Origin of the sequence: Pseudarthrobacter sp. MEB009, assembly GCF_030208875.1 — a bacterium.
GTDB lineage: Bacteria > Actinomycetota > Actinomycetes > Actinomycetales > Micrococcaceae > Arthrobacter.
Genome location: NZ_JARVTC010000012.1, coordinates 127,421 through 140,540 on the forward strand (window position 1 = coordinate 127,421; position 13,120 = coordinate 140,540).

General features: G+C 66.7%; 10 protein-coding genes. 7 read left to right on the plus strand and 3 right to left on the minus strand.

Annotated features, from left to right (window positions below; translation table 11 throughout):
- Window positions 1–13 precede the first annotated feature (13 nt).
- Entirely contained in the window at window positions 14–874 is an 861-nt protein-coding gene (gene purU / locus QRN07_RS11170) for a formyltetrahydrofolate deformylase (protein ID WP_285241040.1), read from the plus strand.
- Window positions 875–999: 125 nt separating this feature from the next.
- Window positions 1,000–1,518, plus strand: coding sequence for a gamma carbonic anhydrase family protein (locus tag QRN07_RS11175; RefSeq protein ID WP_050684880.1), 519 nt, complete (start codon window positions 1,000–1,002; stop codon window positions 1,516–1,518).
- Between the two features lie 18 nt (window positions 1,519–1,536).
- Here the strand turns inward: QRN07_RS11175 and QRN07_RS11180 are convergent, their stop codons facing one another.
- Together QRN07_RS11180 and QRN07_RS11185 are read right to left on the minus strand one after the other, a co-directional pair.
- The gene (locus QRN07_RS11180; protein ID WP_285241041.1) at window positions 1,537–3,258 is read right to left on the minus strand and encodes a flavin monoamine oxidase family protein; all 1,722 of its coding nucleotides are present in this window, start codon (window positions 3,256–3,258) and stop codon (window positions 1,537–1,539) included.
- A 36-nt stretch (window positions 3,259–3,294) separates the two neighbouring features.
- On the minus strand, window positions 3,295–4,806 hold the full coding sequence (locus tag QRN07_RS11185; RefSeq protein ID WP_285241042.1) for an amino acid permease: 1,512 nt from the start codon (window positions 4,804–4,806) through the stop codon (window positions 3,295–3,297).
- Between the two features lie 110 nt (window positions 4,807–4,916).
- Between QRN07_RS11185 and QRN07_RS11190 the strand changes: the two genes are divergently transcribed.
- Window positions 4,917–6,689, plus strand: a complete 1,773-nt coding sequence (locus tag QRN07_RS11190) for a PucR family transcriptional regulator ligand-binding domain-containing protein (protein WP_285241043.1) — start codon at window positions 4,917–4,919, stop codon at window positions 6,687–6,689.
- On the opposite strand, the gene QRN07_RS11195 is transcribed toward QRN07_RS11190, so the two are convergent.
- Window positions 6,683–7,477: a nitrilase-related carbon-nitrogen hydrolase gene (locus QRN07_RS11195; RefSeq protein WP_285241044.1), complete on the minus strand. Its 795-nt coding sequence runs from the start codon at window positions 7,475–7,477 to the stop codon at window positions 6,683–6,685. The genes QRN07_RS11190 and QRN07_RS11195 overlap by 7 nt on opposite strands.
- Window positions 7,478–7,679: 202 nt before the next feature.
- Between QRN07_RS11195 and QRN07_RS11200 the strand changes: the two genes are divergently transcribed.
- The 4 genes from QRN07_RS11200 to QRN07_RS11215 all read left to right on the plus strand — a co-directional run bounded on the left by QRN07_RS11200 (window position 7,680) and on the right by QRN07_RS11215 (window position 13,037).
- Entirely contained in the window at window positions 7,680–8,870 is a 1,191-nt protein-coding gene (locus tag QRN07_RS11200) for an ROK family transcriptional regulator (RefSeq protein WP_050684876.1), read from the plus strand.
- Between the two features lie 132 nt (window positions 8,871–9,002).
- A complete protein-coding gene (gene mmsA, locus QRN07_RS11205; RefSeq protein ID WP_050684875.1) occupies window positions 9,003–10,559 on the plus strand; it encodes a multiple monosaccharide ABC transporter ATP-binding protein in 1,557 nt (518 codons plus the stop codon).
- A gap of 45 nt (window positions 10,560–10,604) precedes the next feature.
- On the plus strand, window positions 10,605–11,888 hold the full coding sequence (gene mmsB, locus QRN07_RS11210) for a multiple monosaccharide ABC transporter permease (RefSeq protein ID WP_050684874.1): 1,284 nt from the start codon (window positions 10,605–10,607) through the stop codon (window positions 11,886–11,888).
- Window positions 11,889–11,936: 48 nt separating this feature from the next.
- A complete protein-coding gene (locus QRN07_RS11215; protein ID WP_050684873.1) occupies window positions 11,937–13,037 on the plus strand; it encodes a substrate-binding domain-containing protein in 1,101 nt (366 codons plus the stop codon).
- Window positions 13,038–13,120: the final 83 nt, after the last annotated feature.

Here is a 13,120-nt window from a genome sequence, read left to right on the forward strand (position 1 = left end):
TAGGCTTGACTGCGTGAAAGATGAGCAACTCAACGATGCATACGTAGTCACCCTGTCCTGCCCGGACACCCAGGGAATCGTCCACGCTGTGGCTGGCGCCCTGCTGGTGGCGGGGTGCAACATTACGGACTCCCAGCAGTACGGCAGCCCCGCCACGGGAACGTTTTTTATGCGCGTGGAGGTGACCACGACCGCCACGCAGTCAGAGCTCCGCGCGGCCCTGCAGCCCGTGGCTGACGCGTTCGGCATGCAGTGGAGCCTGAACCCCGCGGGCCGGAAGGTCCGGACCCTGGTCCTGGCCAGCACGTCGGCGCACTGCCTCAACGACCTGCTGTTCCAGCAGCGCAGCGGCACCCTGCCCATCGACATCCCGGCCATTGTCTCCAACCACAAGGACCTGGCCGGGCTGGCCGAGTTCTACGGCATCCCTTTCCACCACATCCCGGTCACCGCGGACACCAAGGTCCAGGCGGAGGACAGGCTGCGCGCCATCATGGCGGAGCACAACATCGAGCTGACCGTCCTGGCCCGCTACATGCAGATCCTCTCGGATGAGCTGTGCACCGACCTCACGGGCAAGGCCATCAACATCCACCACTCGTTCCTGCCCTCCTTCAAGGGCGCCAAGCCCTACCACCAGGCCCACACCCGCGGCGTGAAGCTGATCGGCGCCACCGCCCACTACGTGACGGCCGCCCTGGACGAGGGTCCGATCATCGAGCAGGAAGTCATCCGCGTGGACCACAGCCGCACGGCGCAGCAGCTGGTCCAGATGGGCCGCGACGTGGAGGGCCGCACGCTGGTCCAGGCGGTGCAGTGGCACGCCGAGCACCGGGTGCTGCTGGACGGGAACCGCACGGTGGTCTTCAACTGACTCGCAGTTGTTGTCGTTTTGAGCCCTCAAAACGACAACAACTGCGAGTCAGTTGGGTGGGGCGCGCAGGCCTGTCACATCCGCACCGGAAACCGGCCACGCGCAGGCGTCGCTAGAGTGAACCCATGGCTCCCTTGTACCCCTTCGCCGGGAACACCCCGGCCGTCCACGAGACAGCATTCGTCGCCCCCACGGCCACGATCATCGGCAATGCCAGCCTGGCGGCGGACGCCAGCGCGTTTTACGGCGCCACGGTCCGGGCCGACACCGCCAAGATCAGCGTCGGCGCCGGCAGCAACCTGCAGGACAACGTGGTGCTGCACGCGGACCCGGGCTTCCCCTGCACGGTGGGTGAGCGGGTCAGCGTGGGGCACGCAGCCGTCGTCCATGGTTCAACGGTGGAGGACGACTGCCTGATCGGCATGGGCGCCACCGTCCTGAACGGCGCGGTGATCGGCGCGGGTTCGCTGGTGGCGGCCGGCGCCGTGGTCCTCGAGGGCACGGTGGTGCCGCCGCGGTCACTGGTGGCAGGCGTCCCGGCCAAGGTCCGGCGGCCCCTTACCGACGAGGAGTTCGACGGCGTCCGGGCCAACGCCGAACGCTACGTCGAGCTCGCCAGGGCGCACCGCGCCCTGCACGGCTGACCCCACTCCCCCAAAGAATCAGTCCAGGCTGACCGGCCCGATCGAGTCGAGCAGCTCGCCGGGACCGGGGTTGCCCGGCGCCGCCGACCCGCCCAGGTGGTTCACCACGCCCCACACCGCGTTCAGGCCGGTGGTCACGGCGCCCTCGGCCCAGCCGGCAGTGAAGGAAACGTCGTCGCCGGCCAGGAAGATGCCGCGCTGGTAGTCGGGCAGCGCGTCCTGCTTGAAGTGCGTAAAAAGCCGCTGCTGGTAGCGGTAGTGCCCGGGCAGGTTGGCCTTGAACGCGCCCATGAAGTTGGGGTCCGCTTCCCAGGACACGGTGATGGGCTGGCCCACGATGTGGCTGGCGATGTCCACCGTGGGGTAGATCTGCTCGAGCGAGTGCAGCATCAGCTCCACGCGTTCGTCGGCGTCGAGCGCCAGCCACTTCAGCGCGTCGTCGTTCCAGGTGTAGGAAAGCAGGATGACCGCGGGCTGGTCCGGGCCGTTGTCCAGGAGGTAGGTGGCGCGGTTCAGCCGGTCCGTGAGGGTCATGGACAACACCTCGTGGCCCGTGGCCGGATCAATGTCCTTCCAGAACGGCCGGTCCACCATCACGAAGGTCTTGGACGACTGCATGTAGTGCGAACGCTCGATCGCCGTCCACAGCTCCGCCGGGAAGAGCGCCTCTTCGGTATGGATGCGGGTGGACAGCAGCCAGGACTGGCACGTGGTGACCACTGCCGGGTAGGTGGCTTCGCGGCCCCAGCGTTCGCGGATCCGCAGGTTGCCGTCCGGGTCGCGGCTGATTTTGCCCACGGCGCCGCGCGGGGACCCGGAGTGCAGCGAGGCCAGGGAGGTGCCCTCCGGCCAGTGGGCAAGGCCCGACGGCGCGTGCTGCCAGAGTGCCTCGGGGAGCCGTTGCGCGCCGCCCCGGATCAGCCGGTGCCCGTCGTCAGCGTCGGTGTAGACCACCCGCAGGATCTCGAGGATCGAGTTGGGGAAGTCCGTGTCCCAGCCGCCGGTGCCGAAGCCCACCTGGCCAAACGCCTCCCGGTGCGTGAACCCGGCCTTTTTGAAGGACTCGCTGGCGGCGATGAAGCCGTAAAAGGTCTGCTCGTCCATCAGCGGCAGCAGCTCGTTCCAGAGTTCCTTGATCCTGCCCGTGTCCCGGGTGCGGATGGCCTCCTGCATTTCGGTGAACTTGGCGCCGTCGTTCACGGCAGCCTTCCAAGCGTCGGCCACCTCACGGAAGAACGGCGGCAGGTCCGAGGGCTTTTCGGCATAGTACTTCCTGCCGGCGAGCTCGATCACGGTGCTGGAGGTGGCGTTGGAGAGCGGGTTGGGGAATTCCTGGGTGTCCAGGCCCAGCAGGTCCACGTAGTGGTAGAAGGCCTTGCCTGACACCGGGAACCGCATGCCGCCCAGGTCCGCCACGACGCCGGGTGCCGCCGGGAAGTTGGCGGTGCGGAGCCGGCCGCCGATCTGGTCCGCCTCGTACACCACAGGCCGCAGGCCCAGCTTCATCAGTTCGTAGGCGGTGACCAGGCCGGACAGGCCGGCCCCGATGACTGCCACTTCGGTGCCCAGCAGCTCCGGCGGCACCGAGCCGAGACCATCCGGGTGGGCCAGGTAGTGGTCGTAGCTGAACGGGAAGTCCGGGTTGAGCATGGTGATGGGGGCAGCCGTCCCGGCATCGGCACCACCCTGTGAGGGGGCGCCTGCGGGGCTGGAGGGCGGAAGTTCTGTGGCGATGGTCATTGAAGTCTGCCTTTGGAAGGTTTGGGACGGTCCGGATCAGGAATGCTGCGGTGCGGGGCAGGCGGCGGACACCTCAAGGTAGTCCGCGGAGCTCATCGCCGCCACCTTGGAATGGCGCCGGCCGTAGGAGAAGTAAGCGGCAATGCCCACCAGCATCCACAGCGCGAACACCACCCAGGTGTCGGCGCCGAGGTTGGCCATGAGGTAGCCGCACATGATGGCGCCGAGGATGGGGGTGATGGGGAACAGCGGCACCCGGAAGGTCCGTTCGAGGTCCGGCCGGCTGCGCCGCAGGTAGATGACGGCCACGTTCACCAGGCCGAAGGCGAACAGGGTGCCGATGCTGGTGGCGTCCGCCAGGGCGCCGAGCGGGATCAGCCCGGCAGTGAGCGCGACGGCGGTCCCCACCAGGAGCGTGCCAACCACGGGGGTGCCGGTCCGGCGGGACACCCGGCCGAAGACGGCGGGAATCAGGCCGTCCCGGGCCATGGACAGCAGGATGCGGGTCTGGCCGTAGAGGACGGTCAGGACGATGCTGGCGATGGCCAGCACGGCGCCGACAGCAAACACGAGCCCGATCCAGGGCTGGCCGGTGGTCTCTTCAAGGATTTTCACCAAAGCGGCCTCGGTGCCGTCGAACCAGCCCCACGGCCGGGCGCCGATGGCGGCAACTGCCACCAGGACATAAATGGTGGTGACAATCAGCATGGACAGCATGATGGCCCGGGGCAGGTCCTTTTTGGGGTTGCGGGCCTCCTCACCGGCTGTGGAGGCGGCATCAAAGCCAATGTAGGAGAAGAAGACCCGTGAGGCTGCGGCGGAGACGCCGGCGGCCCCCATGGGCAGCAGCGGCTCGAAGTTGCCTGCGGTAAAGGCCGTGAAGGCCACGGCGCAGAAGAAGAGCAGGATGCCCACCTTGACCACCACGATGGACGTGTTGATCCAGGCACTTTCCTTGGCGCCGCGGACCAGGAGGGCGGTGGCGAGCAACACGATGACCATGGCGGGGACGTTGACCATGCCGCCATCGCCCGGCGGCTGGGACAGCGCGTCCGGGAGTGCGGTTCCAAAGACGGCCAGGGCCTCGTTGACATACTGGCCGGCGCCGACCGCGACGGCGGCCACGGAGACCGCGTATTCCAGGACCAGGCACCAGCCGCAGATCCAGGCCATGCCCTCCCCCATGGTGGCGTAGGTATAGGAGTAGCTGGAGCCGGAGACGGGCACCATGCCGGCCATCTCGGCGTAGGAGACGGCGGACAGCAGCGCGGCCAGGCCGGCGATGGCGAAGGAGATCCAGATGGCCGGCCCCGCCAGCGGCACTGATTCGCCGAGGATCACCAGGATGCCGGTGCCAAGGGTGGCGCCAACGGAAATCATCGTCAGCTGGAGCACGCCGAAGCTGCGGACCAGACGGGGTCCGTCCTGTGCGTCGCCGGCTTCGGTGACCATCTGCGCGATCGGCTTGCGGCGCAGCAGTTGCGCGCCGAGTGAAGGCCGGCCGGCTGCCCGGGCCGGCCCCCTGCCGGAAAGTGTTGGCACAGTCATCGTTGACGTCCGTTCCTGTTGGTGGGTGGTTGAACTGGTTTTCCCTTTCCCCAGATTAGGGGTGTGAGCAGCATCTCAATGGTGTGCAAAACAACCTGTAGGCTTCCAGCATGAGACACAATGCACCAGAGAACGATGGTAGCCCGGAGCAGCTGGACGCAGTAACCCTGGGCCGCTTCCTGGCCGCTCTGCCTGCCGGGGTGACAGTGGTGCACCATGCCGGCAACGGTGCCGCGCCGCTGCGCTGGGTGGAGCCCAGCGAACTCGGTGACCCCACGCCGTACCTGCTGGACGGCGAATTTGTGCTGACTGCGGGCCTGCCGTTCCTGGCCGGGGGCCACACCGGCGATCACGCTGGTACCGGAGGCAGCGGGCGCAGCGGCGGGCTGCGGAGCGGCCCGGCAGCAGGCCCGGACGACGACGGCGCTCGCCAGGGTGCCGGCGGCACGCACCAGGGTGCCGACGCGGTGGTGGATGGCGGTCCCCCGGCGCAGGCGGACGCGTACGTCCGGCGCCTGGTGGCAGCAGGGGTCGCGGCCCTGGGGTTTGGCCTGCAGCCCTACTTCGACGCGGTCCCCGAGGCACTGGTGGAAGCCTGCCGGAACCACGGGCTGACGCTGGTGGAAGTTCCGGCCAGCGTCCCGTTCGCTGCGCTGGGCCTCGAATTCTCCAAGCTCCTGGAATCCGGAAACGCCCAGGTGTTCCGGCACCTGGCGGAGACCAACAGGCACCTGATGCGGGCCGTCCTGTCCGCCCGGCCGGAACACGAGCTGCTGGCGGCGCTCACCGAACGCGTGCCGGTGTGGGCTGTCCTGGTGGGGGCTGACGGCAGGGCGCGGGCCCGGGCTGCCGCCCAGGCGGGCCCCGGCACCAACCCCAGGGCCGCCGTCGAGCATTCCCTCCTCCAGCCGCTGGTGGCCAGGCTCCTGGCCGGCAGCGGGCCCCGCATCGAAACCGGCTCCGTGGACACCCCGGATCCCACCCTGCTGTTTGGGCATCCGCTGCGCAGCACCCGGGACGCGACGCTGGGCGCCCTGGTGCTGGGGGCCGGCAAACCCCTGACGCCGGCCCAGAACAATGTGGTGTCCGCCGTGGTGGGACTGCTGGAGCTGCTGGTCCGGCAGCGGACCAGCGGGTCCCTGGCACCCAGCCAGCTGGCCACCGCCCTGCTGCTGCACCCGGACAGCCTGGCCGGTGGCAGCTCCCGCCGGCTCAACGGCCTGAAGGACCTGCTGGCCCAGAGCGTGGGCGGGACCCGGTCGGCCCCGGTCCGCGTGGTGCTGGGGCTCCGGTCCGGCACACCGGCAGCGGCTCCTGCCGCCACGGAAGGCGCCGTCCGCGACCTGCTGCACTGGCGGCGGATTTTCGACACCAAGCTGGTGGAACTGACCGATGACGGCTTCGCCGCCGTGACGCGCCTCAAGGTGGACGGGCCGCTGCTGGCGGAGGTGGAGCAGCTGGGGTGGCGGCTGGTGGTGGGCGCCCCCACGGAACTTCCGGGCCTTGCTGCCGCCTACCAGCGCGCCACCGCGCTTCGCCCGCGGGTCCTGGCCACCGCATCGACGGTGCGGGAGGAAGACCTCACCTGGTCCGTCGCCGGTTTGCTGGGCGCCGACGCCGGCGCGTTGCTCGCCGCCCGGCTGCTGGCCCCTGTCCTTGAACAGGAACCGGCGCGCCGGGACGCGCAGTTGCTGGTGCTTCGCTCGTGGCTGGCCGCCAACGGCAGCTGGGATGCCTCGGCCAAGGACCTGGGCCTGCACCGCAACAGCGTGCGCCGGCAGATCACCGCGCTGGCGGAACTCCTGGACCTGGACCTGGCGCAGGCGGCAGCGCGGGCCGAACTATGGTTTGCGCTGCAGTTTGTGGACTCTGCCGGTCAGTAGCCCCAGTCCCGGTACAGGTCCGGGCGACGCTCGGCCAGGTACGGCACCTCGGCCCGCTCCCGCCCCGCCGCTGCGGGATCAACCTCGGCAAAGAGGACAGTGGCTCCGGCTCCGGCAGCGGCCAGCAGTTTGCCGTCCGGCCCGGCCACCACGCTGCCGCCCAGGAACCGAAGGCCGTCCTCGACGCCGGAATGGTTCGCGTAGGCGATGCTGACCTGGCTTTCCAGCGCCCTGGCGCGGAGCAGCACCTGGGGTACGTCGTCAAAGCCGTGGGCCAGCGCCGTGGGGACCAGGAGCAGTTCGGCTCCGCGCGATGCCGCGGCCCGGACGGTTTCGGGGAATTCGACGTCGAAGCAGATCACCATCGAGGTGGGGATTCCGTGGAAGTCGACGACGGCGGGCGGCTGGGTGGCGGGGCTGAAGGCCGCCCGCTCGTCCGGTCCGAAAAGGTGCACTTTGCCGTACTCCAGCAAGCTGGCGCCTTGCGCGTCGAGGAGGGTGGCGCTGATTTGCCACTCCCCCTGGGCGGTGAGGCGGGGCAGGCTGTACACCAGCGCAATCCCGTGCCGCCTGGCAATGTCAGCCAGCCGCTGGCGCAGCGCCGGGAGAATGTCCGGGTCCAGGCCGGACCGGATGCGCCGCGGCGCGTAGCCCACCAGGAACAGTTCCGGGGTGACCAGGACGGCTGCGCCCCGCGCGGCGGCGGTGGCTGCCGCGGCTTCAAGGGAATCGAGGTTGGCATCAGGGTCAAGGACTGCGGCGTTTGCCTGCAGGAGTGCCAGCAGCACCGCTACCACCTTCCATCGCGGGACGGCCGGGGGATAACGGCCTGGCTCCAGCCTAACCAGCGCGCGCCGGGATGCGTCCGGGCCATTTGCACCCGCAGCATGCCATCGGGGCCGAATCGTCCTATGCCCAAAAAGTTACCGCTAACCGACGCATGCGTTAACTTCTTGACTACAAGCCGGGAAATAGGGCACTGTACATAGCATGTCCGGAACCCCGCGCTCAACGAGGAGCAAGCCAAAGAATCCCGGCTCACAGTCCGCACTGCGGCAGCTGAACCAGCAACGCATCATCGAAAGCCTGCGCGGCGGGCCTTCAACCCAGGCTGAACTCGCCCGGCAGACAGGCCTCTCCACGGCGACGGTCTCCAACATCGTCAAGGTCATGCTGGACTCCGGCCTCGCGTCCACGGAACCGATTACCAGTTCCGGCCGCCGCGCCCTCAACGTGAGACTCAACAGCAACGGCGCCGTGGCTGTTGGCATCGACTTCGGCCGGCGGCACCTCCGCGTGGTCCTGGCCTCCCTGAGCTACCGCGTGATAGCCGAGGAATCCGTGATGCTGCCACTGGGCCACCAGGCGGAGGACGGCATCCAGGCGGCAGTGACCCTGCTGGACAAGCTGTTGCGGGAAAGCAACATAGAGCGGACCGCCGTGGTGGGTGCCGGCGTCGGAATTCCCGGCCCGATTGACCGGCGCACGGGAACCGTTGCGCAGGGCGCGATCCTGCCTGAGTGGGTGGGCATCAACATCCTGCAGCACCTGGAAGAGACGCTGCAATTTCCCGTCTTCATTGACAACGACGCCAATCTCGGGGCCTGGTCCGAGGTCACGTGGGGCCGGCACAGCGGCGTCAGCAACCTGATGTTCCTGAAGATCGGATCAGGCATCGGCGCGGGCCTGATCCTCAACGGCGCGCCGTACTACGGCAACGTGGGGATCACCGGCGAGATCGGCCACGCCACCATCCACGAACAGGGCCTGGTGTGCCGGTGCGGCAACCGCGGCTGCCTGGAAACCATTGCCTCCACCACCACCATGATCGAGCTGCTCAGCCGTGGCGAGGACCGTCCGCTGACGCCCGCTGACATCGTCCGGAAGGCCCTGGCCCGGGACCCCGCCACCCTGCGCGTGGTTGACGACGCCGGCCTGTCCGTGGGCCGCGCTTTGGGCAACGTCGCCAACCTGATCAACCCCGAAGTCATTGTGGTGGGCGGGCCGCTGGCCGGGCTCGGAGACCTGCTGCTGGACCCGATCCGCCGGGGCCTGACACGGCACGCAGTCCCCGTCATCGGGGAGACCACCACCCTCACCATGTCCTCCCTCGGGGACCGTGCCGAAGCCCTCGGAGCGGCCGCCCTGGTGTTCCAGAATGCTGGCATCCGGAAAAACTAGACCATTTCGTTATCCGGTAATTGCGTTCAAGACTTGACGACAATAGCTGTGATCCAGTTTACTTTTGCATCAGACGGCCCTGCGCTTTGCCGGCCGGACAACGGAGTCATTTTTTAATGGAGGTTAGGGCCCATGACGTCCCAGACCACGCACACGGACCCTGTCATCCTCGAGATGCGGTCCATCACCAAAGAGTTTCCCGGCGTTAAAGCCTTGTCGGAGGTCAGCCTGCGGGTAAAGGCCGGCGAAGTCCACGCCATCTGCGGCGAGAACGGCGCCGGCAAGTCGACGCTGATGAAAGTCCTCTCCGGGGTCTACCCGTTCGGCAGCTACGACGGCGACATCGTCTACCAGGGCCAGACCCAGCAGTTCCGGGACATCAGGGCCAGCGAGCAGGCCGGCATCGTGATCATCCACCAGGAGCTGGCGCTGATCCCGGAGCTCTCCATCATGGAGAACATCTTCCTGGGCAACGAACCCACCAAACGTGGTGTCATCGACTGGGCCGAGGCCCGCATCCGCTCCACCGAACTCCTGGCCCGGGTGGGCCTGCGCGAAAACCCGGACACTCCCATCAAGGAAATCGGCGTCGGCAAGCAGCAGCTGGTTGAAATCGCCAAGGCCCTGAACAAGTCCGTGAAAATCCTGATCCTGGACGAGCCCACCGCAGCGCTGAACGAATCCGACTCCCAGCACCTGCTGGACCTCATCCTGGGCCTGAAAGGCCGCGGCATCACCTCGATCATCATTTCGCACAAGCTCAACGAGATCGAGCAGATCGCCGATTCCATCACCATCATCCGCGACGGAAAATCGATCGAAACGCTCAACGTCAAGGCGGACGGCGTTGATGAGGACCGGATCATCAAGGGCATGGTGGGCCGCACCCTCGAGTCCCGGTTCCCGGACCACACCCCCAAGATCGGCGAAGTCTTCTTCGAAGTGAAGGACTGGACGGTGGCCCACCCGCAGATCCAGGACCGGCTGGTCTGCAAGGGCTCCAACTTCTTTGTCCGACGCGGCGAGATTGTGGGCTTCGCCGGGCTGATGGGGGCCGGCCGGACCGAACTGGCCCGGTCAGTGTTCGGCAGGTCGTACGGCCACTTCGTTTCGGGCCAGGTATACATCCACGGCAAGGAGACGGCGCTCAAAAACGTTCCCCAGGCCATCGATGCCGGGCTGGGCTACGTCACCGAGGACCGGAAGTCGCTGGGCCTGAACCTCCTGGACGACATCAAAACCACCACCGTTTCGGCCAACCTCCAGAAAATCAGCAAGCGGAGCGTTGTGGACACCGACAAGGAGTTTGCGGTGGCCGAGCAGTACCGGAAGTCCCTGCGGACCAAGGCCCCTTCGGTCCAGGAAGGTGTGGCGAAACTTTCCGGCGGCAACCAGCAGAAGGTGGTCCTGGCCAAGTGGATGTTCACCGACCCGGAGCTGCTGATCCTGGATGAACCCACCCGGGGCATCGACGTCGGCGCCAAATACGAGATTTACGGCATCATCCAGCAGCTCGCCAACCAGGGTAAAGGCGTGATCGTCATTTCCTCGGAACTGCCGGAGCTCCTGGGACTCTCCGACCGCATCTACACCATCTTCGAAGGCGCCATTACCGGCGTCCTCGACAAGGCGGAAGCGAGCCAGGAAAGCCTGATGAAGCTCATGACCTCCGCCCGAAAAGCCGCCTAATCCTCTGGAGCTTTCCAGAACCTTCCAGATACGAGGACCGAAACAATGAACGCGCTCAAGAAACTCTTTGGCGGCGACACCCGCCAGTTCGGCATGATCTTTGCCCTGGTGGCACTGATCCTGCTGTTCCAGTGGCTCACAGGCGGCATCACCCTCACCCCGGGCAACGTCATCAACCTCTTCAACGGCAACTCCTACATCCTGATCCTCGCCATCGGCATGGTGCTGGTCATCATCGCCGGCCATATCGACCTGTCCGTGGGCTCCGTGGCAGCCTTCGTGGGCATGGTGGTGGCGATCGCCATGCGCGACTGGAACCTGCCCTGGTTCCTCGCCATCCTGCTGGGCCTGGGCCTGGGCGCCCTGATCGGTGCCTGGCACGGCTGGTGGACGGCCTATGTGGGCATCCCGGCGTTCATCGTGACCCTGGCCGGCATGCTGATTTTCCGCGGTGCGCAGCAGTTTGTGGGACAGTCCAACTCCATCCCCGTCCCGCGGGAATTCCAGTTCATCGGCGCCGGCTACCTGCCGGAAATCGGCCCGAACACCGGCTTCAACAACCTCACCCTGCTCCTGGGCCTGGCGGCAGCCGCCTTCGTGGTGATTGGTGAAGTCCGCCGCCGCCGCTCCGCCAAGGCGCTGGGCGCGGAGGTTCCGGAAACCTGGGTCATGGTCCTCAAACTGGTCCTGATCTGCGGCGCCATCCTCTACGCCACCTACCTGTTCGCCACCGGGCGGCCGGGCACCTCGTTCCCCATCCCCGGCCTGATCCTCGCCGTCCTGGTCCTGGTCTACGGCTTCATCTCCTCCAAGACCGTTGTGGGCCGCCACGTCTACGCCGTGGGTGGCAACCGCCACGCAGCCGAGCTGTCCGGCGTGAAGTCCAAAAAGATCAACTTCCTGGTGATGATGAACATGTCGATCATCGCCGGCCTGGCCGGCATGATCTTCGTGGCCCGCTCAACCTCTGCAGGTCCTTCCGACGGCACCGGCTGGGAGCTGGACGCGATCGCCGCTGTCTTCATCGGCGGCGCTGCGGTGACCGGCGGCGTGGGCACCGTGATCGGCTCGATCGTTGGTGGCCTGGTGATGGCCGTCCTTAACAACGGCCTGCAGCTGCTCAGCGTCGGCGCTGACTGGCAGTCCATGATCAAGGGCCTTGTGCTCCTGGTGGCAGTTGCCATCGACGTCTACAACAAGTCCCAGGGCCGGGCCTCGATCATCGGCCTGATGATGAAGAACTTCAACCGGTCCTCAAACGGCCCCGGCACGCCGCTTCAGCCCGATGAAGTCACCTCCACCAAAGCAACCATTTCCCGGGAAGCCTGAGTACTCAGCTTCCCGTCCCACCACCCCATAAAAGAAAGTAGCGAAAACATGCGAATGTTTGGAAAAGCAGGGAAGGCGGCAGCAGTTGCTGCCATTGCAGCACTGGCGCTGACCGGCTGCGGACGCGCCGAAACACCCTCGACGGGCGGCTCCAGCGAAGGAACCGGAGGATTCGCGCAGGACTCAGCCATCGGCGTCGCACTTCCCAAGAAGACCAGCGAGAACTGGGTCCTGGCGGAGAAGCTGTTCAACGACGGCCTCACCAGCGCCGGATTCAAGCCGACGGTCCAGTTCGCCAACAACGGTGTGGCCGAACAGCAGAACCAGATCAGCGCCATGATTTCCAAGGGCGCCAAGGTCATCATCGTGGGTGCCCTGGACGGGTCCCAGCTGGGCACGCAGCTCCAGCAGGCCAAGGACGCCGGCGCCACCATCATCGCCTACGACCGCCTCCTGCTGAACACCGAGAACGTGGACTACTACGTGGCGTACGACAACTTCAAGGTTGGCGAGCTCCAGGGCCAGGCCCTGCTCGACGGCATGAAGGCCAAGAAGCCGGCCGGACCGTACAACATCGAACTGCTCGCAGGCTCGCCTGATGACGCCAACGCGAAGGTCTTCTTCGACGGCGCCATGAAGGTCCTCAAGCCCAAGATCGACGACGGCACGCTGAAGGTCCTCTCCGGCCAGACAACCTTCGAGAAGGCAGTCACCCAGGACTGGAAGGCTGAAAACGCCCAGCGGCGCATGGACACCCTCCTCACCGGTTCCTACGGCACCGAATCCCTGGACGGCGTCCTCTCCCCGAATGACACCCTGGCGCGTGCTGTCATCACGTCCGTCAAGGCGGCCGGCAAGCCGCTCCCCGTCATCACCGGCCAGGACTCCGAAGAAGAGTCCGTCAAGTCGATCCTTGCGGGCGAGCAGTACTCCACCATCAACAAGGACACCCGCAAGCTCGTTGAGCACGCAATTGTGATGGTCAAGGACCTCCAGGCCGGCAAGACGCCTGAGATCAACGACGACAAGTCCTACGACAACGGCGTCAAGACGGTTCCCGCCTTCCTGCTGCCCCCGGTGATCGTCACCGCGGAAAACGTCAAGACGGCCTACACCGACGATCCGGTACTCGGCCCGCTGACCAAGTAACACCACGCACCGGACAGCCCGGCTCCCTGGCGGGTTCTAGCGGTCGTTGCAACACCCAGAATTTTTGGGAGTTGCAACGACCG

Excerpts from the sequence above, each read along its gene's own strand:
- QRN07_RS11175 (WP_050684880.1), top strand. The coding sequence starts at position 1,000 with ATGGCTCCCTTGTACCCCTTCGCCGGGAACACCCCGGCCGTCCACGAG.
- QRN07_RS11180 (WP_285241041.1), bottom strand. The coding sequence starts at position 3,258 with ATGACCATCGCCACAGAACTTCCGCCCTCCAGCCCCGCAGGCGCCCCC.
- QRN07_RS11185 (WP_285241042.1), bottom strand. The coding sequence starts at position 4,806 with ATGACTGTGCCAACACTTTCCGGCAGGGGGCCGGCCCGGGCAGCCGGC.
- QRN07_RS11190 (WP_285241043.1), top strand. The coding sequence starts at position 4,917 with ATGAGACACAATGCACCAGAGAACGATGGTAGCCCGGAGCAGCTGGAC.
- QRN07_RS11200 (WP_050684876.1), top strand. The coding sequence starts at position 7,680 with ATGTCCGGAACCCCGCGCTCAACGAGGAGCAAGCCAAAGAATCCCGGC.
- mmsA (WP_050684875.1), top strand. The coding sequence starts at position 9,003 with ATGACGTCCCAGACCACGCACACGGACCCTGTCATCCTCGAGATGCGG.
- mmsB (WP_050684874.1), top strand. The coding sequence starts at position 10,605 with ATGAACGCGCTCAAGAAACTCTTTGGCGGCGACACCCGCCAGTTCGGC.
- QRN07_RS11215 (WP_050684873.1), top strand. The coding sequence starts at position 11,937 with ATGCGAATGTTTGGAAAAGCAGGGAAGGCGGCAGCAGTTGCTGCCATT.